The sequence below is a fragment of the Streptacidiphilus jiangxiensis genome (assembly GCF_900109465.1).
In the GTDB taxonomy this organism is placed as follows: domain Bacteria; phylum Actinomycetota; class Actinomycetes; order Streptomycetales; family Streptomycetaceae; genus Streptacidiphilus; species Streptacidiphilus jiangxiensis.
In genome coordinates, this window is the sequence record NZ_FOAZ01000024.1 from 40,084 (window position 1) to 64,575 (window position 24,492).

At 72.9% G+C, this 24,492-nt stretch carries 20 protein-coding genes; 12 read left to right on the top strand and 8 right to left on the bottom strand.

The genetic code is table 11. The features are described from left to right. Nucleotides 1–2 precede the first annotated feature (2 nt). The 11 genes from BMY61_RS34765 to BMY61_RS34815 all read left to right on the top strand — a co-directional run bounded on the left by BMY61_RS34765 (nucleotide 3) and on the right by BMY61_RS34815 (nucleotide 11,222). Nucleotides 3–797, top strand: coding sequence for a WecB/TagA/CpsF family glycosyltransferase (locus tag BMY61_RS34765; protein ID WP_042449871.1), 795 nt, complete (start codon nucleotides 3–5; stop codon nucleotides 795–797). Then, nucleotides 797–2,083, top strand: coding sequence for a nucleotide sugar dehydrogenase (locus BMY61_RS34770; protein WP_042449872.1), 1,287 nt, complete (start codon nucleotides 797–799; stop codon nucleotides 2,081–2,083). Before BMY61_RS34765 ends, BMY61_RS34770 begins: the two co-directional genes overlap by 1 nt. Before the next feature lie 5 nt (nucleotides 2,084–2,088). Next, a complete protein-coding gene (wecB, locus tag BMY61_RS34775; RefSeq protein ID WP_042449873.1) occupies nucleotides 2,089–3,249 on the top strand; it encodes a non-hydrolyzing UDP-N-acetylglucosamine 2-epimerase in 1,161 nt (386 codons plus the stop codon). 77 nt (nucleotides 3,250–3,326) lie between these two features. After that, nucleotides 3,327–4,247, top strand: coding sequence for a YveK family protein (locus BMY61_RS34780; RefSeq protein WP_052438837.1), 921 nt, complete (start codon nucleotides 3,327–3,329; stop codon nucleotides 4,245–4,247). Nucleotides 4,248–4,286: 39 nt separating this feature from the next. Continuing rightward, nucleotides 4,287–5,792 carry an oligosaccharide flippase family protein gene (locus tag BMY61_RS34785; protein ID WP_042449874.1) on the top strand — a complete coding sequence of 502 codons (1,506 nt, stop codon included), beginning with the start codon at nucleotides 4,287–4,289 and terminating at the stop codon, nucleotides 5,790–5,792. 5 nt (nucleotides 5,793–5,797) lie between these two features. Further along, nucleotides 5,798–6,964, top strand: coding sequence for a hypothetical protein (locus BMY61_RS34790; RefSeq protein WP_143094677.1), 1,167 nt, complete (start codon nucleotides 5,798–5,800; stop codon nucleotides 6,962–6,964). Next, the gene (locus BMY61_RS34795; RefSeq protein ID WP_042449876.1) at nucleotides 6,961–7,770 is read left to right on the top strand and encodes a glycosyltransferase family 2 protein; all 810 of its coding nucleotides are present in this window, start codon (nucleotides 6,961–6,963) and stop codon (nucleotides 7,768–7,770) included. Before BMY61_RS34790 ends, BMY61_RS34795 begins: the two co-directional genes overlap by 4 nt. Then, a complete protein-coding gene (locus tag BMY61_RS34800; RefSeq protein WP_042449877.1) occupies nucleotides 7,767–8,435 on the top strand; it encodes a polysaccharide deacetylase family protein in 669 nt (222 codons plus the stop codon). The genes BMY61_RS34795 and BMY61_RS34800 overlap by 4 nt, the downstream gene beginning before the upstream one ends. A 5-nt stretch (nucleotides 8,436–8,440) precedes the next feature. Next, nucleotides 8,441–9,646 (top strand): hypothetical protein, encoded by a 1,206-nt coding sequence (locus BMY61_RS34805; protein ID WP_143094678.1) that lies wholly within the window; start codon nucleotides 8,441–8,443, stop codon nucleotides 9,644–9,646. After that, entirely contained in the window at nucleotides 9,643–10,380 is a 738-nt protein-coding gene (locus tag BMY61_RS34810) for a PHP domain-containing protein (RefSeq protein WP_042449879.1), read from the top strand. The genes BMY61_RS34805 and BMY61_RS34810 overlap by 4 nt, the downstream gene beginning before the upstream one ends. A gap of 86 nt (nucleotides 10,381–10,466) precedes the next feature. Beyond that, nucleotides 10,467–11,222, top strand: coding sequence for a rhomboid family intramembrane serine protease (locus BMY61_RS34815; protein ID WP_052438838.1), 756 nt, complete (start codon nucleotides 10,467–10,469; stop codon nucleotides 11,220–11,222). A gap of 245 nt (nucleotides 11,223–11,467) precedes the next feature. Here BMY61_RS34815 and BMY61_RS34820 read toward each other — a convergent pair whose 3' ends face one another. Beyond that, nucleotides 11,468–12,448: a glycosyltransferase family 2 protein gene (locus BMY61_RS34820; protein ID WP_082015118.1), complete on the bottom strand. Its 981-nt coding sequence runs from the start codon at nucleotides 12,446–12,448 to the stop codon at nucleotides 11,468–11,470. Beyond that, nucleotides 12,445–14,484, bottom strand: coding sequence for an O-antigen ligase family protein (locus tag BMY61_RS34825; protein ID WP_042449880.1), 2,040 nt, complete (start codon nucleotides 14,482–14,484; stop codon nucleotides 12,445–12,447). Before BMY61_RS34825 ends, BMY61_RS34820 begins: the two co-directional genes overlap by 4 nt. A 98-nt stretch (nucleotides 14,485–14,582) precedes the next feature. Here BMY61_RS34825 and BMY61_RS34830 point away from each other — a divergent pair, with 98 nt between their 5' ends. After that, the gene (locus BMY61_RS34830; protein ID WP_042449881.1) at nucleotides 14,583–15,224 is read left to right on the top strand and encodes a hypothetical protein; all 642 of its coding nucleotides are present in this window, start codon (nucleotides 14,583–14,585) and stop codon (nucleotides 15,222–15,224) included. 26 nt (nucleotides 15,225–15,250) lie between these two features. On the opposite strand, the gene BMY61_RS34835 is transcribed toward BMY61_RS34830, so the two are convergent. The 6 genes from BMY61_RS34835 to BMY61_RS34860 all read right to left on the bottom strand — a co-directional run bounded on the left by BMY61_RS34835 (nucleotide 15,251) and on the right by BMY61_RS34860 (nucleotide 24,453). Then, nucleotides 15,251–16,297, bottom strand: a complete 1,047-nt coding sequence (locus tag BMY61_RS34835) for a glycosyltransferase family 2 protein (protein ID WP_042449882.1) — start codon at nucleotides 16,295–16,297, stop codon at nucleotides 15,251–15,253. Nucleotides 16,298–16,412: 115 nt separating this feature from the next. Next, on the bottom strand, nucleotides 16,413–20,231 hold the full coding sequence (locus tag BMY61_RS34840) for a DUF4082 domain-containing protein (RefSeq protein ID WP_063773275.1): 3,819 nt from the start codon (nucleotides 20,229–20,231) through the stop codon (nucleotides 16,413–16,415). A 185-nt stretch (nucleotides 20,232–20,416) separates the two neighbouring features. After that, nucleotides 20,417–21,532, bottom strand: a complete 1,116-nt coding sequence (locus tag BMY61_RS34845) for a DegT/DnrJ/EryC1/StrS family aminotransferase (protein WP_042449883.1) — start codon at nucleotides 21,530–21,532, stop codon at nucleotides 20,417–20,419. An 82-nt stretch (nucleotides 21,533–21,614) separates the two neighbouring features. After that, entirely contained in the window at nucleotides 21,615–22,325 is a 711-nt protein-coding gene (locus BMY61_RS34850; protein ID WP_042449885.1) for an acetyltransferase, read from the bottom strand. After that, nucleotides 22,322–23,470 carry a DegT/DnrJ/EryC1/StrS family aminotransferase gene (locus BMY61_RS34855; RefSeq protein ID WP_201777579.1) on the bottom strand — a complete coding sequence of 383 codons (1,149 nt, stop codon included), beginning with the start codon at nucleotides 23,468–23,470 and terminating at the stop codon, nucleotides 22,322–22,324. Before BMY61_RS34855 ends, BMY61_RS34850 begins: the two co-directional genes overlap by 4 nt. Next, entirely contained in the window at nucleotides 23,467–24,453 is a 987-nt protein-coding gene (locus tag BMY61_RS34860) for an NAD-dependent epimerase/dehydratase family protein (protein ID WP_236656075.1), read from the bottom strand. The genes BMY61_RS34855 and BMY61_RS34860 overlap by 4 nt, the downstream gene beginning before the upstream one ends. Nucleotides 24,454–24,492: the final 39 nt, after the last annotated feature.

Sequence of the window (24,492 nt, forward strand, 5' to 3'; positions counted from 1 at the left end):
TCGTGACCGAACATCAGGGGCCGCCCCGGCGCCAGGTGCTGGGGGTCGGCATCGACCCGCTGACCCTGGCCCAGGCCGTCGAGGCGTGCGCGCGCGCCGCCGACGAGGGCCGCCGGCTGGAGGTGGGCGTCGTCAACGCCGCCAAGCTGGTCACCATGCGCAAGGACCCGCGCCTGGCCGACGCGGTCACCGGCTGCGACCTGGTGCTGGCCGACGGCCAGGCCGTGGTGTGGGCCGCCCGGCTGCTGCGCGCACCGCTCCCGGAGCGGGTGGCCGGGATCGACCTGTTCCAGCACCTGCTGGCGGAGGCCGAGCAGCGCGGCCTGTCGGTCTACTTCCTCGGCGCGCGGCGCGAGGCGCTCGACGCGATGCTGGCCAACCTGGCCGAGCGGCATCCGCGGCTGCGCGTGGCCGGCGCCCGGGACGGCTACTTCACCGATGCCGAGCAGTCGCAGGTCGCCGACGCGATCGCGGCCAGCGGCGCCCAGCTGCTCTTCCTCGGCATGACCTCGCCGAAGAAGGAGCTCTTCACCGCCGCCTACGGCGAGCGGACCGGCGTGCGGGTCGTCCACGGCGTGGGCGGCTCGTTCGACGTGCTCGCCGGGGTCACCCGCCGCGCGCCCGAGGTCTGGCAGCGCCTGGGCCTGGAGTGGCTCTACCGGGTGGCCCAGGAGCCGCGCCGGCTGGGCCGCCGCTATCTGGTCACCAACGTCCAGTTCGTGGCCATGACCGCGCGGGCGATGCTCGCGCGCACCGCAGAACCGTCGCAACCGCCGGCACCGGCAGGAGGTAACTGATGCGCGTGGTCGTGGTCGGTCAGGGGTACGTGGGGCTGCCGCTCGCGGTGCGGGCGGCCGAGGTCGGGCATGAGGTGATCGGGTACGACGTGGACGGCGGCCGGATCAAGCGGCTGGCGGCCGGCGAGTCCTACGTCGAGGACGTCTCCTCGGAGCGGCTGCGCGCCGTGCTCGCGTCCGGCGCCTACCGCGCGAGCGACGCCGCCCGCGACTGCGGCGGCTTCGACGTGGCCGTGGTGACCGTGCCCACCCCGCTGCGCGAGGGCGTGCCGGACCTCAGCTACATCGAGGAGTCGGCGCGCACCCTCAGCCGCTACCTGCGTCCCGGCGCGACGGTGGTGCTGGAGTCGACCACCTACCCGGGCACCACCCAGGACCTGTTCGGGCCGCTGCTGGAGGACGGCTCGGGCCTGGCCGCCGGGGCCGACTTCCACCTCGGGTACAGCCCCGAGCGGATCGATCCGGGCAACACCGTCTGGGGCTTCCAGCAGACGCCCAAGGTGGTCTCCGGTGTCGACGCCGCCTCCCGGGAGGCGGTCGCCTCCTTCTACGGCCAACTGGTCGACACCGTGGTGCCGGTGGCCTCCCCCAAGGAGGCCGAGCTGGCCAAGCTGCTGGAGAACACCTTCCGGCACGTCAACATCGCGCTCGTCAACGAGATCGCCATGTTCGCCCGCCACCTGGACATCGACGTGTGGCAGGCCATCGACGCGGCCGCGACCAAGCCGTTCGGCTTCATGCGGTTCACCCCCGGCCCGGGGGTGGGCGGCCACTGCCTGCCGATCGACCCGTCCTACCTCTCCTGGCGGGTGCAGCGCGAACTCGGCCAGAGCTTCCGCTTCGTGGAGCTCGCCAACGACATCAACAACCACATGCCCGAGTACGTGACCCGCCGCCTGATCGAGGCGTTCAACGCGCAGCGCCGCTCGGTCAACGGCTCGCGGATCCTGCTGCTCGGCCTCGCGTACAAGAAGAACACCGGCGACGCCCGGGAGTCGCCCGCGCTGCGCGTGGCCCGGCTCCTGCTCGACCTGGGCGCGGAGGTGCACGCCGCCGACCCGCACGTGGTCGAGCCGCCCGAGGTCGACGCGCGGCTCGCCCGCGTGGAGCTGACCGCCGAGGAGTTGGGCGCAGCCGACGCGGTGGTGGTGCTGACCGACCACGACAGCTTCGACTGGGAGCTGGTGCGCAGCCACGCCCGCTACGTGCTGGACTGCCGTCGCCGCCTGGCCGGTGACGCCGCCGCGGTGGACGCGGCGGCCGGTGCCGAGGTAGAGGTGCTCTGAGACTGATGCGGATCGTCTGCGTGGTGGGGGCACGCCCCAACTTCATGAAGGTCAAGCCGGTGATGGACGCGCTGGAACAGCGCGGCGCCGAGGTCGTGCTCGTGCACACCGGCCAGCACTACGACCCGGCGATGAACGACGTCTTCTTCGCCGACCTCGGCATCCGGCGGCCGGACCGAAGCCTCGGCGTCGGCTCCGGCAGCCACGCCGAGCAGACGGCCCGGGTGATGACCGGGTTCGAGCCGCTGCTGGCCGAGGTCGCCCCCGACGCGGTGGTCGTCGTCGGCGACATCAACTCCACCGTGGCCTGCGCCCTGGTGACCGCCAAGGCCGGTCCACTGCTGGCACACGTCGAGGCGGGCCTGCGCAGCCGCGACTGGCGGATGCCGGAGGAGGTCAACCGCGTCGTCACCGACCGGCTCAGCGACTACCTGCTGGCCCCGTCCGAGGACGCGGTGGTCAACCTCCGCGCGGAGGGCTACCGCGAGGACCAGATCCACCTGGTCGGCAACGTCATGATCGACTCGCTGCTGGCGAACCTGCCGCGCGCCCGGGTGGGCGGCGCGCTGGAGCGCCTCGGTCTGCGGCCGGGCGCGTACGGCCTGGTGACGCTGCACCGGCCCGCCAACGTCGACGACCCGGCCGTCCTGGCGGGCATGCTCAAGGCGCTCGGCGAGGTGGCGCAGCACTGTCCGCTGCTGCTGCCCGCGCACCCGCGCGCGGCCGACAAGCTCACCGCGCTGGGGGTTCCCGAGGGGGTGCGGCTGGTGCCGCCCGCCGGCTACCTGGACTTCCTCGCGCTCCAGGCGTCCGCCCGGATCGTGCTGACGGACTCGGGCGGCATCCAGGAGGAGACCACGGCCCTGGGCGTGCCGTGTGTGACGCTGCGGGAGAACACCGAGCGGCCGATCACGGTCTCCGAGGGCACCAACGTCCTGGCGGGGGTGGAGCCCGAGGGGATCGTCCGCACCACGCTGGCGGTCCTGGCGGCTCCTCCGCCCGCGCGGCGCCCCGCGCTGTGGGACGGCCGGGCCGGTGAGCGGATCGCCGAGGTCCTGCTGACCGGCGGTCCCGCGGGCGGGCGTCCACGGCCCACCGACGTGGTGTCCGCCGACCCGCGGCCCGCCGACTCACAGAATCAACCGGCGCAAAGCCCTCTCGTCTGATCACCAAAGCCCATAAGCTCGTTCGTCAGTCGCGTGTCCCCCGTAGCCGCCGACCGACCCACGGACAAGGAGACGGAGTGGACCTCGCCGAGATCGCGCGGGTCATGCGCAGACGCTGGTACGTCATGCTGCCGGGCCTGTTGCTGACGGGCGTGCTGGCGGCGGCGATCATCGTCGTGCTGCCGCTGAAGTACCAGTCGCAGGCCACCGTCGAACTGCTCAACTCGCAGAAGGCGACGGTGCCCTTCGACGGCAACCCGTTCCTCAGCACGCAGACCTCGCTGACCGGCATGGCCGACAGCCTCGGCCGCAACCTGGACTCCGACGCGGCCAAGGCGGACCTCGCGAGCCGGGGCGTGACCGACACCTACAACGCGATGATCGCCGACAACGCGCAGGCACCGCTGATGTGGCTGTCCGTCACCGGCACCGACCAGGCCAAGGTGCTGGCGGAGGACACCACGCTGACCGCGTACGCGGCCGAGCGGCTGCAGCAGTTCCAGACGCAGCAGAACGTCCCGGCGGACGCGGTGATCCGGATCGTCACCATCGTCGCGCCGCAGAGCCCGGTGGCACAGACCAAGACCCGGATCGAGTACACCGTCCTGGCCGGATTGGTCGGGCTCGCCCTGAGCCTGGCGGCGACCTTCTTCGTCGAGGCCCGCCGTCGTCCCCGCCGGGAGGACGAGGAGGCCGGGGCGGAGGAGGCGGACGAGGCAAACACCCCGGACTCGGCCATCGGCCCGGGCTCGAACTCCTCGGAGGCCGGGCCGGCGGGCGCCGGGCCGGCGGCGCCGCTCCGGCCGGAGCGCGAGACCGCCCGGATCCCGGCTCCGCCGGGCCCGGCTGCCGCAGCCATCCCCGTGCCCGAACCGGAAACCCAGCCGGATCCCGAAGCCGGGCTCGCACCGGAGAGCCCGACCGTCCAGCTGGCCGTCCTGCCCCCGTCCGGTACCGCGCCCGCGCCCGTCAAGCAGCGTTCCTCCTGGTTCGGCTGACCTTCGCCGGGCCCCGAGCCGCCCCCGAGGAGTCCCGCCATGGACACCGCGCCCACGTACGCCGTGCCTGAGGACCCGCCCGCCGCGGAACCGCCCGCCCTCGGTACCCGGGTCCGCAACGCCGCCCGGTGGAGCCTGATCAACACCATGGTGATGCGACTCGGCAACTTCGCCGCCGGAGTCGTCCTGGCGCGCTTCGCGCTCGGCCCCGCCGCCTGGGGCGTGTACGGGGTGGCCCAGACGGTGCTGCTGGTGCTGCTGTCCGCCAACGAGCTGGGCGTGGGCCTGGCCGTGGTGCGCTGGGACGGTGACGTGCGGCGCTTCGCGCCCACCGTGCTGACCCTGAGCACCCTGTCCAGCAGCCTCTTCTATCTGGCCCTCTTCTTCGCCGCGCCGCACCTGGCGACCGCCCTGGGCTCCCCCGGTGCCACCGGCGTGCTGCGGGTGATGTCCCTGTGCGTGATCCTCGACGGCGTCTCGCAGGTGCCCGCGGGCATCATGACCCGCGAGTTCGCGCAGGGCCGCCGGATGACCATCGACGCGCTCAACTTCGTGCTCAGCACGGCCGTGACGCTGCTGCTGGCGTTCCGCGGGTGGGGCGCCATGAGCTTCGCCTGGGGCTCGGTCGTGGGCAACGTCGCGGCGCTGGTCGGCTCGGTGCTGGCGGCGCCCGGCTCGCTCCGCTTCGGCTGGGACAGCGGCCAGGCGCGGGCGCTGCTGCGCTTCGGCCTGCCCCTGGCGGGGGCCAGCCTGCTCACCCTCGGGGTGCTGAACGTCGACACCATCGTGGTCGGCTCCACCCTCGGCAAGGTGCAACTCGGTTTCTACGTCCTGGCGTTCAACATCTCCGGCTGGCCGGTGCGGATCATCTCCGAGGCCGCCCGCCGGGTCTCCTTCGCCGGCTTCTCCCGGCTCGCGTCCTCGCCGCAGGCGCTGGCGCAGGGCTTCGGACGGGCGCTGGCCGTGCTGGTCACCGGCAGCGTGCCGCTGTGCGTGCTGCTGGCCGTGCTGGCCGGCCCGCTGATCCACCTGGTCTACGGCGGCCGCTGGCTGCCCGCGGCCGCCGCGCTGCCGTGGCTGATGGCGCTGGGCCTGGTACGCATCGGCTGCGAACTGGCCTACGACTGCCTGGTGGCGATCGGACGGCGGCGGCTGCTCATCCTCACCCAGGGGCTGTGGCTGGCGGCGCTCGTGCCGGTGCTGGCCGCCGGGGCGCACCTGCGCGGCATCGTCGGCGTCTCCGAGGGCCACGTCCTGGTCGCGGCGGGCGTGGTGGTGCCGGTGTTCACGGTGGGCCTGGCCCGCAGCGGGATCACCCCGCGCTCCCTCGCCCGCGCCTGCGCCTGGCCGTTCGTGGCCGGTGCGGTCATGGCCGCCGTGACGTGGGCGCTGCACGGCCTGCTCGGCGACGGTCTGCTTGCGCTGGTGGCGACGGGTGTCGTCGCCATGGCCGTCTACCTCGTCTGCGTCCTGCCGAGCGGCAAGCGGTTGCGCGGGATCGAATCGGCCCACGGCCGGCACGCCCGGCCGTGGCGGGGAAGGTGAACCCGATGCGCAAGAACACCCACAGGACTGCACCGGCACCGGCAGGCCGGTCCGGCCCACGGCGCACTGCCGTGCGGGTGCTGCTGGCGGTCCTGGGCCTGGTCCTGTTACTGGTGGTGGCCGACGCCCTCGGCGCCCACCTGGACGAGCACAGCAGCGCGAACTGCCCGACGGGTGACGCGTCGGTCTGCGGTTCCAGACCCTCCGGCGGGACGCCCGGGAGCGGCGCGGCGACGGCCACGGGCCGTGCCACACCGTCGGCGCGCGCCTCCGGGTCGACCTCCGCGTCGCCCTCCGGCTCGGCGCGCGCGTCGCAGACGCCCGGCGGGTCCGACGCGGCCACCGGCGGCCCCACCGGCCCCTGCTCCTCACCGGCCGCGTGCGGCTTCCCGACCTCCGCGACCACCGGTCCGCGCAGTACGCCGGGCAACCGGCAGAGCGGCAACATCACCATCCGCACGGACGGCACGGTGATCAGCGGTTGGGACCTCACCGGCTCCCTCGACATCTACGCCAACGACGTCACCGTCGTCGACAGCAGCATCACCTCCACCAACTGGTGGGGCGTCAACCTGCGTTCGGGCTACCACGGGCTGCGCGTGCTGCACAGCCGGATCACCGGCGTCCCCGGCAAGGGGCTCGACAACGGCGGTGAGGACTACGCGGTGTCCAACATGGGCACCAGCTCCGTCGAGGTCGGCTGGAGCGACATCTCCGTCTTCGGCGACGCGCTGTCCATGGGCCAGGGCGACCTGCATGACAACTACGTCCACGACCTCGCGCCGTTCGTCAACCTGAGCGGCCAGTGGCAGCACCTCGACCCGGTGATCAGCGACGGCGGCGGCGCCGGGGAGCTGGTGATCCGCCACAACACGCTGCTCGACGAGGCCACCGTCGAACGCGGCGCCTCCGCGGCCGTCGGCCTCTACCCCGACACCGGCACCGTCAACAACGCGCTCGTGGACAGCAACTGGATAGCGGGCGGCGCCTACGCCCTCTACGGCGGCGGGCCCGGCTCGACCGGCATCCGGGTCACCCACAACATCTTCTCCGACCAGTTCCACCCCGCCTGCGGCACCTACGGCATCGTCGCCTACTGGAACGCGGGCGGCACGGGCAACCTCTGGGCGGACAACACCACCGCACAAGGGAAGCCGGTGACGCCCCAGTGAACGCGACCAGGAAGCTGGTGCGGGCTCCCTGGGAGCTCGCCAAGTGGCTGTTCGGCTGGCACGTCCTGTACGAGTGGCGCAACCGGGTCCTGCTCGGCCACACGGCCCGGGCGCTGCGCCGCACCGAGGACGCCGAGGTCGGCCGGCTGGACCGGGCGGCCGCCGAGGCGCGGCCGCGCGCGCTGGTCGCCACCGTGATCGCCACCTACCGGCGGCCCGAGGCGCTGCGTGCCGCCGTCTCCTCCGCGCTCGCGCAGACCGTCACGGACCAGGTCGTGATCGTCGTCGACGACGGCGCCGGGCTGCCGGACCTGCCGGACGACCCGCGGCTCGTCGCCGTCTCGCTGTCGCACAACATCGGCATCGCCGGGGTGGTGCGCAACGTCGGCATCCGGCTCACCGACTCCCGGTTCGTCGCCTTCCTCGACGACGACAACCTCTGGGAGCCGGACCACCTGGAGGTGGCCCTCGCCGCGTTGACCGCCCGGGGCGGGCCGGACGCCGTCTACACCGCGTTGCGCCGGGTCCTGCCGGACGGCACCGAGAGGGACGTGCTGTCGGTGCCCTACGACCGGCGCCTCGCCACGCGCAAGGCGTTCCTCGACACCAACGCCTTCGTGGCGCGGCGCACGCCCGCGCTGCGGTTCAGCCGGATCCGCCGCACGCCGGAGGTCCTGCCCAGGGAGGACTGGGAGCTGATCCACCGCTACGCCCGCCACCACCGGGTCGTCCACGTCCCGCAGGTGACGGTTCGTTATCTGACCAACCCCAGCAGCTACTACACGGAATGGCAGAGCCAGCCATGAGCCCGCAAGTGGTCCACAACGTGTCGTTCCACGGGGTCGGCGCCCCGGGCCCGGAACGCGAACCCGGCGAGCACGACTACTGGGTGAGCCGGGACTCCTTCCTGCGCATCCTGGACGCGTGCGCGGCCCGGCCCGAGGTCCGGCTCAGCTTCGACGACGGCAACGAGTCCGACGTGGCGATCGCGCTGCCCGCGCTCGTCGAGCGCGGCCTGACGGCCGACTTCTTCGTCATCGCGGGCCGGATCGACACCCCCGGCAACGTCTCCGCCGAGGGGGTGCGCGCGCTCGTCGCGGCCGGCATGGGCGTCGGCACCCACGGCCTGGGCCACCGGGCCTGGCCCGACGTCCCCGACACCGAGCTGCGCGCCGAGCTCACGGACGCGCGGACGGCGATCGCCGAGACCGCCGGACGCCCGGTCGACAGCGCCGCCTGCCCGTTCGGCGCCTACGACCGACGGATACTCGGGCGCCTGCGCGCGCTCGGCTACCGCCGCGTCTACACCAGCGACCGCCGCCCGGCGGCGGGCGAGGCCTGGCTGCAGGCCCGCTTCAGCGTCCTGGCCACGGACACTGTCGACTCCTTCCGCACCGCGGTGTTCGCGCACCGCGGCCCGGCCCGGCGTCTGCGCGACACCGCGGTCGGCGCGGTCAAGCGGTGGCGGTGAGCTGGATGCAACGTCCCGAGGGACCCGCCTCGCCCCAGCCGCCCACGGCTTCGCCGCCCGGCACCGGGAACGCCGCCCGACAGGGCCCGGTGCTGATCGGGTTCGCCGACGCCCTCGCCGCGCCCGAGTCCGCGTTCTGCCTCGCCGAGCACGGCTATCGTGTGGTGGCCTTCGCCCGGCGGGGCAGCAGGCCCGCGCTCGCGGCCAGTCGGCGCGTCGCGATCGTCGAGGTGACGGCGCCCGAGATCGACGCCGACGCGTGCGTCCGCGACATCGCCGAGGCGGTGGCCCGGCATCGCCCTGTCGCGGTGCTGCCGCTCGACGACCACGCTCTGTGGGCCTGCGCCCGCAAGGACCTGACGGTGCCGCTGGCCGGGCCGACGGGTGAGGGGGCCCGGTTCGCGCTCGACAAGCGCGAGCAGATCGCCGCCGCGCAGGCGGCGGGTCTTGCGGTGCCCGGCCGGGACGCCGGGGCGGGCCCGTGGATCGTGAAGCCCGCGCTCGCCGTCGTCGAGCACGAGGGCCGACTGCTGCGCCCGACCGGCGCACTCGCCCGCGACGAGGGCGAGATCGAGGCGCTCAGCGCCCGGATCGACGGGCCGGTGCTCGTCCAACGGGCCGTCACCGGGGTCGGCGAGGGCGTCTTCGGGTTCGCCACCGCCTCGGGCGTGCACGCCTGGAGCGGCCACCGGCGGATCCGGATGATGAACCCGCGCGGCTCGGGGTCGAGCGCCTGCCGGTCGGCCCCCGTGCCGGAGCCGCTGCGCGCCGCCGCGGAGCGGCTGGTCGAGGGGATCGGCTGGCGCGGGCTGTTCATGGTCGAGCTGCTGCGCGACCCCGACGGCACGGCCTGGTTCATGGAGGTCAACGGCCGCGCCTGGGGCAGCATGGCGCTGGCGGTGCGGCGCGGTTACCCCTACCCGGTCTGGGCGGTCCGCCAGGCGCTCGAACCGGGCTACGTCCCCGAGGCACCCGACGCCGCGCCCGACCTGCTCTGCCGCCACCTCGGCCGCGAGCTCGTGCACCTCGCCGCGGTCCTGCGCGGCCCCTCCGGCGCCGATTCCGGACGCTGGCCCGGCCGGGCCGAGACCCTCCGGGCCGTGCTCCCCCGCCGCGGCGACCGCTGGTACAACTGGCGCCGCGGCGAGGCGGGCGTCTTCATCCGCGACACGTACGAGACGGTCGCCGGGCAGATCAGGAGTCACACGTGACGCAGTCGAGGCGCGTCCGCGCCGCCGCCCACATCCACTCGGAGTGGTCCGACGACGCGGCGTGGCCACTGGAGAAGCTGGTCGAGTCGTTCCGGCGCCGGCGGGTGGACGTGCTGCTCATGTGCGAGCACAGCAGGGGCTTCAGCAACGCCAAGTGGTCCCGGTACGTCGAGGCGTGCGCCCGGGCGAGCACGCCCGAGGTGCTGGTCGTACCGGGCCTGGAGTACAACGACGCCGACAACGTGGTGCATGTCCCCGTCTGGGGCGAGGTGCCGTTCCTGGGCGAGACCCCGGAGATCGCGGAGGTGCTGACGCGGGCGGAGGCCGAGCAGGGCATCGCGGTCTTCGCGCACCCCTGGCGCCGGGACGCCTGGCGGCGGTTCGACCCTCAGTGGGCCAAGCACCTGACGGCGGTGGAGGTGTGGAACCGCAAGTACGACGGCTGGGCGCCGAACCGCCGGGCGCTGGCCCTGCGGGAGGAGTTGGGCGTGCCGGGCTTCGTGTCACTGGACTTCCACACCGCCCGGCAGTTCTTCCCGCTCGCCATGGAGCTCACCCTCGACGGCGCGACCACCCGGCAGACGGTGGAGTCCGCCCTCCGCGAGGGCCACTTCGAGGCTCTCGCCTTCAGCCGCAGCGCGCTGCGCCTCGCCTCCGGTGCGACGGGCACGGTGCTGGCCGCGGCCGAGCTCCTGCGCGGGGTCGCGGCCAAGGCGCTCCGAGGCTTCCGGTAGGCCGCCCACTGCCGAGGACCACAAGCCGATCAAGAAACCGTCTATGGTGATCCGGCAGATCAGGATCCAACACGGGGGAAGCGGTTGTGGTCAGAACACATGAGATCGAGCTCTACGCGAGTGCGGCGGTCGTGTTCGGGGCGGGCAAGCCGCTCCTGACGGCGTTGTCGGGGACCCGCCGCGAGCAACGGAGCCCGGTGCAGATCATGTCGGCGATCTGGGGCCGCAAGCCGTGGGTCACGGCCGTCGTCCTGGTGACGATGCTGGTGATGATCGCCCTCCAGTACACCGTGCCCGGCCTGTCCGACCACCTGACGCGGCAGCCCGGCGCGCTCCAGGACGGCCAGGGGTGGCGCGTGATCACCGCGCTGTTCATCCAGTCCTCCGGACTGGTGCAGATCGTCGTGAACGTGCCCGCGTTGGCGGTGGCCGGTCCGATCGCCGAGCGGGTGTTCGGCCGCGTGCGCTGGCTGCTGATCTACTTCGGCAGCGGCGTGGTCGCCAACATCGCGAGCGAGGAGGGCTGGAGCCCGCACGGCGGCGGCAACTCCGTCGCGATCTGCGGGCTCGTCGGCGCCCTCGCCGCGACCTGTCTGCTGCGCGCCGACCGGATCGGCCCCGCCCCTGTCCACGCCCCGCAACGGATCCGGCTGCTGGCACTCGCCGTCCCGGCGGCCGGGGTGTTCCTCTGCGCGATCCGGAACAACCACGGCGCAGGCCTGCTCACCGGCTGCGCACTCGGCCTGGTCATCGCCGCCGCGTGGCCCGGCTCCCTGCGCCTGGACGCGGCACCGGCCGTGGCGGAGCGGAACCTGACGCCCGAGGTCCTGGCAACGCGCTGAGTCTCAGTGCGGAGGCTCCGGAAGATCATCCCCCAGGTGATTGTCGGCACAGGTCAGAGCGCTGCGCAGGGCACGCACGCTAGGGGTCCGTCGTGCCACGTTCAAGGGCCGGACCGAACACCAACCGATCGGCGGGGGACATCTTCCAGACAAGCGAACCGAGCCTGGCCGAAATCGGACGCCGCTGCCGCGACCAGGGCAAACACCGAGGTCGCGGCGGGCGCTGTGAGGCCTGCCCGGCTCCCTCAGGGGCCGGGCTTCTCCGCGAGGCGGCGGGAGCTGAGCAGCGCACGGGCGGCGGCGCGGCTGGCCTCGCGGCCGAGCGCGGCGCGGGAGAGCTCCCGCAGCAGTACCGCGGCGCGGAACGCCGTGGTGGCCGCGGCACCGTGGCGGAGCCGGTACAACCGCACCCGGTTGAGGGTGAGCAGCGTGAACAGCCGGGGCGAGACCCGGGAGTCGCCCCCGAGGTGGACCGCGGCCGCGGCTGGCGCCAGGCAGGTGACGTAGCCGCGGTCACGGGCCCGCAGGCAGTACTCGGTCTCCTCCGAATAGAGGAAGAACGACTCGTCCCACGGCCCGCACGCGTCCAGGCAGCTCTGTGACATCACCATCAGCGCGCCGCCGGCCCAGTCCGCCCGGGTGGGGCGGGTGTACGCGGCCGGGTCGGTGATCATCTCGCCCCAGCGGGGGAAGCGGCCGGCGCGGCGGTTGCCGAGCACGGCCTCGCCGAACGCCGTGGCCACGCTGGCCTCGCGGCGCAGCGAGGGGAAGACCGACCCGTCCTCCTCGAGCAGCACCGGCACGGCGATGCCGGTACGCGACCCGTCCGGTTGGGGCGTGTCCAGGGCCTCGACGAGGGTGCGGGCGCAGCCGGGGCGCATCCGCACGTCGGGGTTGGAGATCAGCACCGCCCGGGTGGTGGCGCGGTCGCAGGCGGCCAGGGCGGCGTTGATGCCGGCGGCGTATCCGGCGTTGCGGCCGGTCTGGACGACCTGGGCGTCGGGGGCCAGCTCGTGCAGCACGGCGACGGTGTCGTCGGCGGAGGCGTTGTCCGCGACGACGACGCGCCAGTCGTCGACGCCGTCCATCCCCTCCGCGAGCGAGGCCAGGAACCCGGGGAGCACCGCTGCACTGTTCCAGGTCACCGCGATCACGACCACCTGCCCGCCGACCGCGCCGGCGGGCGCCGCCACGGGGACGGCGGAGGACTGCTGGTCGAGGGTCATCGCGTGGCCTCCAGAACGGGCGCGGGTGCGGTTTCGCGCGCGGGTGCGGGTGCGGGTTCAGGCTCGGGAGTCGGGCGCCGGGCCGCCCGCTCTGCTGCCTCCTCGCGGCGCAGGAAGCCGAGGTGGCTGCCGCCCGTGCCGATGGTGAGGAAGAAGATGCCGGCGAACATCGGGAAGCTGAGCGCGTCGAACGTCGCGCTGATGACGAGGGTGACCACGGCGGTGGCGAGGTAGGCCTGGCCGAGCTCACGGTCGGCGTCGCTGCGGGCCAACCGCCGGATCGCGCCGCCCTGGTGGATGCCGGTGAAACCGAGCACGAGGAGTGCGGCCACGCCCATCGCACCCATCTCGGCCGCGATCAGCATCCACTGGTTGTCGGTGAAGAAGTACAGGTCCGGTGTGAAGGTGCCGAAGCCCCGTCCGAACAGCGGGCGTTGCTCCAGGTAGGGCACGATCTCGGCGTACTTGACGGTGCGGGTCTGGGTGCTGCTGTCGGAGTTGCTGAGGAACGAGCTGAACAGGTTGGTCAGCGTCCCGATCAGACCTGGGATGATCATCTTGAACGCCCCGACCGCGCCCAGCAGCACCCCGATCGCGGTCCAGCGCCGCTGCGGCTTCCACCGCGGCAGCATCACCAGCAGCACCAGCGCCACGCCGATGATCGACGTGCGCGAGACGGTCAGCGGCAGCGCGCCGCCGATCAGCGCGGCCGGGAGCCAGCGCCGCAGTCTCCCACCCGACCGGTTCGGATCCAGCGCCTGCTGGATCGCGAAGGGCAGCAGAATGGCCAGCATCCCGCCGAACTCCAGCGGTTGGGCGGTCGTCGACCGGGGGCGGACGAAGTCGCCCCGGTTCATCGCCTCGATGCCGGAGACGCTGGTGTGCAGGCCGGGGATCTGGATCGAGTCGGCGATGTTGCTGCCGGAGAAGAAGTCGTAGAAGCCGATCGCGGCCACCACGGCGCCGATCACGACCAGGCGGCGCATCAGCACCTCCAGCCGGGCGCGGTCCTGGATCCCGGCCGTGGTCAACACCACCAGTCCGACCCAGACCAGCAGCGCGATCACGCCCCGGTCCGCCCCGAGTTGTTCCTCGTGCGAGCTGTCCCGGGAGGCGTCGGCGATGTAGCTGAGCAGCACGGCCGCCGCGAGCACGCACATGGCCAGTCGCGCCGAACGGGTGCCGGCCGGGGCGGTGATCCGGCCGCCGAGCCAGGAGGCGAGGAACCACAGCAGCCCGAGCAGGGCGAAGACGTTGGCGGGCGTCCCCACGCCGCCGAGCGCGGGCACGGCCAGGTTCGAGGGGATGAACAGGGCCAGGTACAGGTAGACCGTCAGCACCGCGGTCGCGTCCAACGGGCGGTGCAGCAGCCCGCGTCGACGCCGGGCCGGTGCGGGCCGGGTCCGCTCCCCCACGCCACCGCGCCAACGACGGGCGCGGGCGACGGCGTCCACCACGAAGCAGAGCAGGAACCCGCCGGCGAAGCCGACGATGATTGTTCCCGCCACGTCCTGGATCTTCGTCTTCAGCTGGGACACCGGTTGCTGCGGCAGCACGACCGGCGTCGAGGTCACCTGGAACGCCGCGGGCACGCCCGCCTGGAGCTGGAGCGCACGCAGCTGCTGGCCGGCGAACCGGGTCAACGTGGCCGTCTCGTCCAGCACCCGGGTGCGGCCGACGCCGGTCACGCTCAGGGTCAGCAGCGGCCCGGGGGCGTCCACGGCGAAGCCCACCTTGTAGGTGTCGGTGACGCCCAGCTCCTGCAGGGAGCGGGCCGCGTCGGCGGACTGCAGGGTGCGGATCAGCACGTCGGCGGTGACGATCAGCGGTCCGCCGGCGTTGGCGATCGGATTGCCGAACGTCGGAGCCAGCTTGGCGACACCGGTGGAGTCGAGCAGGCTGATGGAACTCTCGGAGGAGTAGCTGACCGGGACCGTCCGGTACAGGTAGCCTCCCGCCAGCAGGCTGAACACGCAGATCGGCACCATCAGGTACCAGCGCCGGCGCAGGGTCGCCAGGATCTCGGCCAGGCTCACCGTCGCTCCTCCCCCCGGAACTCCCGATCAGCCTCATCGATCACCTGGTGTGTGGTCAAGTGGGGCTGGCAGTATCGTCCCTGACGGAAGGACAGTCCGTGTCGCCCGAAGCGTTCGTCGGCGCCCTGCTGCGGCGTTGGTACGTGCTGCTGCTCGCGCTGCTGCTGACCGCGGCGGGCGCCTACCACGTGCTGAAGCCCACGCTCGTCTACCGGGCCTCGGCAGTGGTCGTGCTGAAGCCGCCGGTGACCGGCACCCAGCCGAACCAACTGGCCAACCTCCAGCCCACCTTGGCGACGGTCTCCTACGACGTGGTGCAGCAGCTCGGGACGCCCGCAGGCAAGGCGGAGCTGGCGGCGGCGGGCGTCCGCGGCACGTACACCATGGCGCCGCGCAACAGCGGCACCAACGCCACGCCGCAGTACCTGATCCCGTCGCTGCAGATCACTGCCGACGCGGCGGACCCGACGGCGGCGGACGCCGTGGCACAGCGCGTCATCGACGTCTACACGGCCCACATCACGGCCCTGCAGGACAGTGAGCACGTGGCGACGCGGGCCCGGATGACGGTCTCGGTGCTGGTGCCGCCCAACGCCGGGCTGCTCAGCGGCACCAAGAGCCGCGGCCTGGTGGGCGTGGCCCTGCTGGGCGCGTTCGGCGGCACGGCGGCGGCGCTGTGGACGGACCGCTGGCTGCAGGGTCGAGCGGGGCGGCGTCGCCCCGCGCCCGTACCCGCCTGAGGGCTCGCTCGACGGCCGGGGCGCGCTCACAGGCCCCGGCGCTTCCAGGACTGCCACCACAGCCACTCGCGGCCCCGCTCGTAGACCGCGGACAGCACCAGCGGCTGCAGGTACGGCATGGCCGTGGTGCCGATCCGTCGGCGCAGCCGCAGCGCACGGAACTCCGGGAGCGCCTCGGCGTCCGGGGTGCAGGCACGGGCGAAGTCGACCAGCTCGTCGACGGGGACCGCGTCGGTGCGGCCGCGGTCGTAGGCGCGGTAGGCGCGGCGCAGCGCGTGGCGGGCCAGGCGGCGGTGGACGATCTCGCCCAGGCGGTCGGCGTCGGGGAGCCGGTCGCCGCACTTGGCCAGGGCGGATTCGTAGGCGACCAGGCGCTGGCGCAGGTCGTCCAGCTGGCCGCCGAAGTCGGTGGTGGACATGTTCTGGCCGTGGACGCGGTAGTAGGCCTGGTCCGCGCCGCTGACGTAGCCGACGTCGGCGTGCGCGGCGAGCCGCATCCACATCTCGATGTCGCCGGCGTGCGGCAGCTCGGGGTCGTAACCGCCGATCCTGCGTTGCAACGAGGTGCGCACGACCACTTCGGGCGAGGTGATGCAGCCGGTGCCCTCGCGGAAGCGCCGCTCCAGCCACCAGTGGCCGGGGTAGACGACCTGCCCGCCGGTGCCCGTGCGGGCGGCCGGCAGCGGGCGGCCGTGCTGGAAGTGGATCGGGCGGCCGTAGCAGAAGCCCGCCTCGGGGTGGGCGTCGAGCAGCGCCGCGGCGCGGGTCAGCGCGCCGGGGACGAGACGGTCGTCGGCGGACAGCAGGGCGCAGTAGTCGCCGTCGGCCCACTCCAACAGGCCCTCGTTGTAGGTGGCGATGTGGCCGCGGTTGCGCTCGTGCACCCGGACCTCGATCCGGTCGTCCTGGGCGGCGAGCTTGCGGGCGGCCTCGGCGGAGTCGTCGGGTGAGGCGTCGTCGATGATCAGGACCCTGACGTCGACGCCGGGCTGCTCGTCGAGCACGCTGCGGACGCAGTCCTCCAGGTAGTGGCCGTATTTGTAGCAGGGGATGACGACGCTGACGCTGCTCATGTCGGAGGGGCCAATCCCCGGGCGGCGGGGAGCTCGGCACGAGGGCCGTGCTCCCCGCCGCCCGGTGGGTCGGAACGGACGGGAACGGTGGTGCGGTCGATCTGTCGGCGCTGGATCAGATCAGGGTGGGCAGCCCGATCGGCGGCTGGACCCGCCCCGGAACCTGGTAGGCGAACCGCGTGAACGGCGGGAACGTCACCGTGTTGGTGGCCGGGTGGTGCGGCAGGTGCGGGCGCGGGTAGCCGGTGTGCAGCAGCCACGTCCGGGTGGTCAGCACGTGGCCGTGCTGGTCCGCCGCGGTGAGGGTGATCCGGTAGACGACCCCGTAGGCCAGCGGTCCGGTGGGCCGAAGGCTGACCTGGTGGGTGGCCGGGTCGTACCCGATGAGCGCGGTGTAGCTGTCGTCGTCCGGCCAGTCGCCGACGGACGGGGTGGTGCTGATGTCCGCGTCGAGGTGCGCCGCATCGGTGGCGGCGGGCAGGGTCGCGGTGAGCGGGTGCGTCGCGTCCACGATCCGGTTGGGCCCGGTGGTGGTCGCGCCCCGGCCGGAGCCGGACAGCGGCGAGGCGGACAGCACCAGTCCCCCGGGCGCCGGGGTCGTGAGCGGGGCCACCTTTCCGGCCAGTGCCGTCCGGGCCGCCGCGCCCGTGGTGCCGCTCGGCGAGAACAGCGGACTGACCCAGTAGTTCGCCGAGCCGGACGAGCCGGTCGGGAACGCGGAGGTGCTGCCGTACTGGTAGACGCCGTTGGGCGCGCCGCTCGCGTCCGCCGGGGCCGTCAGCGGGTAGGCCAGGTGGGCTCCGCCGAAGTAGCCCTCGTTGACGGCGTAGTTGCCGTTGGGGGCGTGGTAGGAGACCAGGTAGGTGGTGTTGGCGCTGATCGCGACCGGGGTCGCGAAGGTCAACGTCTGCCAGCCCGAGGCGGTCTCGTTGGTGAAGGTGCCGCTCGCCAGCAGCTGGCCGGAGGACGACCAGAGGCTGCCGGTGTGGGTGCCGGTGTTGCCGGTGCCCTTGTAGAAGGTGACGCCGGTGACGTTGCCGGCCACCGCGGACTGGAAGCGGGCGCCCAGCTCCAGGGAGTTCGGGTCACCGGTGGTGTCCGTGGTGCCCGGGACGGTGGTGCTCGGCCACAGTGCGCAGGGGCAGTTGGTGGCCGGCGGCGTCGCGCTGGTGGTGAAGGTCCAGGTGACCGGGGCGGTCATGGCGTTGCCCCACAGGTCGGACACCTGCACCGAGGCGGTGTAGACGGTGTTCAGCGCGAGCTGCGTCGACGGGGTGAACGTCGCCACGTTGCCGGAGGTCACCGCCGCGGTGCCCGGGACGGTCGCACCGCTCGGGTCCTTGAGGGTGAAGGTCAGCGTGCTCTGGTCGATGCTCTCGTTGAACGTGGCCGACACCGGGCTGGTGATGGAGACGCCGGTGGCGCCGGAGGTGGGCGACTGGGCCGTCACCGACGGCGGCGTGGTGCTGGCCGTCGAGGTGTCGAGCACCACGTCCACCCAGTAGTTGCTGCCGCTCGACGCCGTCGACGGGAAGGCGCTGGTCGAGCCGTAGTGGTAGACGCCGTTGGCACCGGAGGCGCCGCCGCTCTGCAGCTCGGTCAGCGGCGCCAGACCGGCACCCTGGTTGCTGAAGTAGCCGCCGTCGTAGGAGTAGCCGCCGCTGGGTGCGAAGTAGGAGGCGACGTAGGTGGTGTTGGTCTTGACCGGGACCGGGGAGGCGAAGTTCAGCTGCTGCCAGCCGGACGCGGTCTCGCCGCTGAAGGTGCCGGTGGCCAGCAGCTGGCCGGAGGCGGTCCACAGGTTGCCGACGTGGGTGCCGGTGTTGGCGGTGGACTTGTAGAAGCGCACCGCAGTGATCGAACCTGGGCTGCTCGTCTGGAACTTGACGCCCAGCTCGACCGCGCTGCCGTCACCCGCGTTGACCGTGCCGGGCACGGAGTTGGCGGGGAAGACGGTGCACGGGCACTGCTGCGGGCCGACGGTGAGCGGCACCGAGGCCACCGCGCCGATGTTGGCGCTGTCGTCCTCGGCACGGACCTGGATCTGGGTCGAGCCCTGCGCGGTCGGCGTCCAGGTGTAGCTCCAGGACGTGAGACCGGTGGCCGGGTTCCAGGTGGTGCCGCCGTCGGTGGAGACCTCGACGCGGGCGACGACGCCCGCGCCGTTGTCCGCGGCCGTACCGCTCACCGTGACCGGCTTGAGCGCCGGAACGGTGCTGCCGGAGGCGGGGCTGGTGACCGTGACGGTCGGGCCGACCGTGTCGGTCGAGGCGGTCGCCGCGACCAGGTTGCTCTGCAGGGTCAGCGGCTGCAGGCCCATGTCGGCCAGGATGTTGACGGTGGCCTGCTGCATCCGCGCGTCCGCGGTGACCGTCGGCGTGCCGGTGCTCGGGACGTTGGTCAGACCCCAGGACCACTGGACGGTGCCGGAGCCGAAGACGAGCGCGTGCGAGGTCGGGTCGCGGAACTCGACCAGGCTGTGGGTGGCGGTGCCGTTGCCGTAGTTGTTGCCCCAGTCCTCGCGCAGCGTCCCGTTCTCGACGTCGACCGTGGTGGAGGACATGTCGATCTCACCGCTGGGTCGGCTGGCGTCGGCCACGTCGCTGTCCCACTCGTAGCCGAGCGTCCCGGTCGGGAAGACGGCCGTCTGGGAGGGTGTGAGGCTCGCGACCGAGGTGTTGCGCCACAGGCGCATCCTCGCGTAGCTGCCCGGCACCGTGATGGCGTCGCTGCGATAACCGTTGACCTGGAACAGCGAGCCGGTCAGCTCGTTCTCCGGCTCGTAGGACTGGTTGTACTTGGCGCTGGCCGGGTCCATCCAGGTGCCGGTCCAGGTGCCGCTGGGGTCTGCCACGCCGTCCGGGGTGGCGAACTCCAGCTTGGTCATCTTGTAGCAGACCAGCGTCCGGTTGGGCGTGTTCGTCCCGTCGACGCTGGGCGCGAGCCTGGTCTTCCAGAAGACCTCGTTGCCGCTGAAGAAGGCCTCGTTGACGCCCGCCTTGCGGGCGGCCAGCACGTTGTCCCACTGGGACTGGTTCCAGTACTCGTCGTGGCCGGAGGACATGAAGACCTTGTGGTTCAGCAGCAGTGAGCCGTTGGTGGACACGTCCAGCCCGGAAAGGTAGCTGACGTCGTATCCGTTCTCCTCCAGCCAGGAGATCATCTCGAACTCCGAGCCGTAGACGCCGTTGTCGCCGCCGATGTCCAAGGGCCGGTTGTAGCTGACCTGGTAGGCGCGGCCGTCGGGCGCGGGCCCGTTGCCCTGGTAGAGGTTCTGGCCGCCCCACATGTTGTAGGCCTGCCAGGTCTCGTCGGAGGTCTGCACGACCAGGTTCGAGTGGCTGGAGTCGTCGCGGACCACGAACGGGTAGGGCATCAGCCCGTTGCCGTCGGTCTGGTCGAAGTTGGCGATGTAGAGACCGGAGACGGCGTCGCTGGGCACCGTCCAGCTCACCGTGACCGGCCAACTGCCGCAGTCCACCAGACCGGTGGTGCTGTTGGTGGCACAGGAGGCGGCCTTGGTCGTGTAGTTCGCCGGGTAGGTCTGCGCGGCCTGGGCGGTCGTGGACATCTCCCGCGCGCCGTCACCGCCGTAGTAGCCCAGCCGGTAGATCTCGACGTGGTACGAGACCGGCGACTGGATCTTGAACTGTATGGTGGCGCCCGGCGTGACGCTCTCCTGGGTGGAGAAACCCTCGATGTCCCCCCAGGCGTTGGGTGAGAACCAGTCGGACATCGGCGTGCCCGGCTTGGAGTTCTCGCAGACGACCGGGTTGGAACCGGTCCCGCACGGATCGGTGGCCGCATGGGCGGCGGTACCGGTGGTGAAGGGCAGGAGCAGTCCGGCGAGCACGGCGAGTACGCCGAGCAGGCCGAGGCGGACGCGGGAGCGACGTGACGCGGAGTGGTCGCGGGTCGGAACGGAACTCTTCATGGATTCCCCGGGGTACAGCAGTTCGTGCGGCGAAACGCGGAGGCGGCGTCAGGGCCCTGACGCCGACCGCGTGATGACGACGCCTCCCGGCGTCGCGTGACCAGTTCTCCTCGATGAGCCGTGCGGTGGTGCGCTTCTTGCGTTTCTTGCGTTTCCTGCGGAGGTGCCGTGCGGAGGTGCGCCCGTCAGCCCAGTACGCCGGCCAGCGCGTCCACGACGCGCTGCTGCTGGTCGGCGGTGAGGTGCGGGTGGAGCGGGAGCGAGAGGATCTCCTCGGCGGCCCGCTCGGCCTGCGGGAAGGAACCGCGCCCGTGGCCCAGGTGGGCGAAGGCGTCGGTGAGGTGGACCGGTGTCGGGTAGTGGATCCCCGCGCCGATCCCGGCGGCGTTCAGCTTGCCCACGACCGCGTCCCGGTCGGCGCCGGGAACCCGCACCACGTAGAGGTGCCAGACGTGCGCCTCGCCCTCGCCGACACCCGGCAGCACGACCCGCCCGGCGGCCGCGAGGTCCGCCAGCAACTCCTGGTAGCGGACGGCCGCGTCCCGGCGCGCCTGGTTCCACGCGCCGAGCCGGGCGAGCTTCGCGCGCAGCACGACGGCCTGGAGGCCGTCCAGACGGCTGTTGAAGCCGGCGATGTCGTGGCGGTACTTGACCGTGCTGCCGTGGTTGGCCAGCGACCGGACGGTGGCGGCGAGCTCGGCGTCGTCGGTCAGCACGGCCCCCGCGTCGCCGTAGGCACCGAGGTTCTTGCCCGGGTAGAAGCTCGTCGCCGCGATCCCGCCGGAGCCCGGCGTGCGCCCGTCCCGGGTGGCGCCCTGGCTCTGCGCCGCGTCCTCCACGACCCTGACGTGGGACGGCAGCGCGGCGGCGAGCCCAGCGACGGGCGCGAGCAGTCCGTACAGGTGCACCGGCACGACGGCTCGGGTGGCCGCGGTCACGGCCGCCAGGGCCGCGTCCGGGTCGATCAGGTAGCTGTCGGGCAGGCAGTCGACCAGCACGGGCCTGGCGCCGAGGCGCGCGGTGGCCCCGGCGGTGGCGATGAAGGTGTTCGCGGGAAGCACGACCTCGTCCCCGGCCTGGACGCCCACCGCCCGCAAGGCGAGCTCCACGGCGTCCGTCCCGTTGGCCACGCCCACGCAGTGGGCGACGCCCCCGAACGCGGCGTACTCCCGCTCGAACGCGGCGACTTCCTCCCCACCGACGAACGCGGTGCGCGCCAGCACACGATCGAACCCGGTGCGGATCTCGTCGGCGATCTCCGCGTGCGCGGCGGCGAGGTCGACGAGGGGGATCTGGTCCATGGGGCGGAACTCCTGTCTTCAGGGGCGCGAGGAACTGCGCGAGAAACCACTGACGTGCGGATGGCCCTGCTCGTTCGGTGCGCTACGTAGGTGGGTGGCCTGTCGCGCAGTTCCCCGCGCCCCTGGCGAGTTGCAACTCGTTCAGAGCTCCGTCAGGAACCGACCGAAGCTTCCGCGCCGGACTTCCGATCCAGACCTCGCCCGGCGGCAGGTCCTCCAGGAGGAGCGCGCCCATCCCCAGTTGGGACCAGGCGCCGACGCTCACCCCCTCGCGGACCAGCGCGCCGGCGCCCACGTACGCGCCCTCGCCGACCCGCACCCCGCCACCGAGCCGGACACCCGACGTGAGCGTGGCGAAGTCCCCCACCACGTCGTCGTGCGTCAGCACGACCTGAGGCATGACCGCCACGTGCGCCCCCACCCGCACCGACGCGGTCAGCGCGCACTGCGCCAACAGCACCGAGCCCGGGCCGATCTCCGCGCTCTCCGCCACCGACGCGGAGGGATGCACGACCGTGCCGTACCGCTGCTCCGGCAGCCCGAGACGGCGGACCAGGCGGGCACGGCCCGCCCAGTCGCGCGGGTTGCCGACGCAGACCACGACCGGTGCCTCCGGATACGCGTGCACCAGCTCGCTGCCGCCCAGCACCGGGAGCCCGTCGACCTCCGTGCCCTGGCGGGCGGGGTCGTCGTCGAGGTGGCCGAGGACCGCGTCGGGGCCGTTCGCGGCGCGTGCGACCTGCGCGGTCTCCCGCGCGAAGCCGCCCGCCCCGACGATCAGCAGCCCCTTCACCGGCGCACCTCGCGGGCCAGCGCCGCGACCACACGGTCCTGCTGCTGCTCCGTCATGGTGTGGAAGAGCGGCAGGATCAGCGAGTCGCGGGTGATCCGCTCGGTGACGGGCAGGTCGGCCCGCGGGTGGTCGGCGTAGGCGGGTTCGAGGTGGGCGGCCATGATGCCGCGCCGCGCGGAGATCCCGGCCTCGGCGAGGCCGGCCAGCACCGCGTCGCGGCCCTGCGGCCAGCCGTCCTCGGGCAGCACCCAGTAGGACTGGAACGTGGTCGTGCCGTGGGCCGGGTCGCGGACCGGGCGCAGCCCCGGGGCCTCGGCCGCGAGCAGCGCGTCGTAACGCGCGGCAAGCGCCCGCCGGCGCGTGACGACCTCGTCGAGCCTGCCGAGCTGGACCAGGCCCACCGCGGCCTGGATGTCCGTCATCCGGTAGTTGAAGCCGACCTCCAGGTACTGCTCCAGCACCGGCGTGCGGCTGGCGTGGCGTTCGGCCGCGGAGGCGTTCATGCCGTGCTCGCGCAGCCGCCGCAGGCGGGCCGCGACCTCGGGGTCGTCCGTGGTGACCATGCCGCCCTCGCCGGTGGTGATCACCTTGCGCGGGTGGAAGGACCAGGCGGCGAGCAGGGCGCCCGCGCCGACGGGGCCGCCGGCGACGGTCGCGCCGATCGCGCAGGCCGCGTCCTCCACGACCGCGACGTCCCACTGCGCGCACGCCTTCCGCACGCTCTCGACGTCGGCGGGGACGCCGCCCTGGTGGACCAGGACGACGGCGCGGGTGCGTTCGCTGCGCACGGCCGCGATCGTCTCGGCGGTCAGGTTGCCGGTGGCCGCCTCCACATCCGCGAAGACGGGCTCCGCGCCCACGTAGCGGACCGCGTTGGCGGTGGCGATGAAGGACAGCGACGGCACCACCACCTCGTCCCCGGGGCCGATCCCGAGTGCGACCAGGCACAGGTGCAGCGCCGTGGTGCACGAGCTGACGGCGACGCCGTGCGCGGCGCCGACCCGCTCCGCGAAGGCCTGCTCGAACGCGGCGACGCGGGGACCCTGCGCGACCCAGCCGGAGCGGACCGCCTCGGCGGCTGCCTGCGCCTCCTCCTCGCCGAGCCACGGCACCATGACCGGGATCCGGTCCTCCGTCGCGCTCATCGCCCGGCCTCCTGCGCGTCGCGCTCGCGCTCGCCACGCCACCAGGCGACCAGGTCCGACAGACCGGTCCGCAGGTCGATCTCGGCGCGGAAGCCGAGCCGCTGCGCCGCGTTCTCGACCTCGGCGAGCCGCCGGGTCACCCCGTTGACGGCACGGGCCGGGCCGTGGACGGGGGCGAGGTCCGAGCCCATCGCCTCCAGCAGGCCCTGCGCGAGCTGGAGCAGGCTGGTCTCGCTGCCGCTGGCGACGTTGAACACCTCGTCGGTCAGCTCCGACTCCGCGGCCAGCAGGTTGGCACGGGCGATGTCGCGGACGTCGACGAAGTCCATGGTCTGGGTGCCGTCGCCGAGGATCAGCGGCGGCTCGCCGGCCTCGATCCGCTCCATCCAGCGGATCAGCACCTCGGTGTAGAGGCCGTGGATGTCCATCCGCGGGCCGTAGACGTTGAAGTAGCGCAGCGCCACGTAGTCCAGCCCGTACATGGCGTGGAAACTGCGCAGCATGCCCTCGTTGAAGGCCTTGGCCGCACCGTAGTAGGTGTCGTTGTTGTAGGGGTGGTGGCGCTCGGTGGTCGGGAAGGTCTCCGCCAGGCCGTAGACCGAGGCCGAGGAGGAGGCGACCAGCTTGCCGACGCCCGCCTGCACGGCGGCCTCGATCACGTTGAAGGTGCCGTCGACCATCACCTCGTTGGCGAGCCTGGGCTCCTCCGCGCACTGGGTGATCCGGATCGCCGCGAGGTGGAAGACCAACTCGGCCCCCTCGGTGACCTTGCGCACCGTGTCGGCGTCGCGGATGTCGCCGTCGACCACCTCCACCACGCCGCTCGGCATGGCGGTGGCCAGGTTGGCCATCCGCCCCCGGACGAAGTTGTCGAGGACGGTGACCTTTTCCGCCCCGTGCTCCACCAGCAGGTCGACCAGGTTCGAGCCGATGGTGCCCGCTCCGCCCGTCACCAGGATCCGCTTGCCGCGTACGCTGCCCAAGTCGCTTTCCTTCATGAGGTGTTGCCGGTTCTGGTTTCT

Bases quoted from the DNA above. Each gene is read 5' to 3' on its own strand.
- BMY61_RS34770 (WP_042449872.1), top strand. From the start codon at position 797: ATGCGCGTGGTCGTGGTCGGTCAGGGGTACGTGGGGCTGCCGCTCGCG.
- wecB (WP_042449873.1), top strand. From the start codon at position 2,089: ATGCGGATCGTCTGCGTGGTGGGGGCACGCCCCAACTTCATGAAGGTC.
- BMY61_RS34785 (WP_042449874.1), top strand. From the start codon at position 4,287: ATGGACACCGCGCCCACGTACGCCGTGCCTGAGGACCCGCCCGCCGCG.
- BMY61_RS34790 (WP_143094677.1), top strand. From the start codon at position 5,798: ATGCGCAAGAACACCCACAGGACTGCACCGGCACCGGCAGGCCGGTCC.
- BMY61_RS34800 (WP_042449877.1), top strand. From the start codon at position 7,767: ATGAGCCCGCAAGTGGTCCACAACGTGTCGTTCCACGGGGTCGGCGCC.
- BMY61_RS34805 (WP_143094678.1), top strand. From the start codon at position 8,441: ATGCAACGTCCCGAGGGACCCGCCTCGCCCCAGCCGCCCACGGCTTCG.
- BMY61_RS34820 (WP_082015118.1), bottom strand. From the start codon at position 12,448: ATGACCCTCGACCAGCAGTCCTCCGCCGTCCCCGTGGCGGCGCCCGCC.
- BMY61_RS34835 (WP_042449882.1), bottom strand. From the start codon at position 16,297: ATGAGCAGCGTCAGCGTCGTCATCCCCTGCTACAAATACGGCCACTAC.
- BMY61_RS34840 (WP_063773275.1), bottom strand. From the start codon at position 20,231: ATGAAGAGTTCCGTTCCGACCCGCGACCACTCCGCGTCACGTCGCTCC.
- BMY61_RS34845 (WP_042449883.1), bottom strand. From the start codon at position 21,532: ATGGACCAGATCCCCCTCGTCGACCTCGCCGCCGCGCACGCGGAGATC.
- BMY61_RS34855 (WP_201777579.1), bottom strand. From the start codon at position 23,470: ATGAGCGCGACGGAGGACCGGATCCCGGTCATGGTGCCGTGGCTCGGC.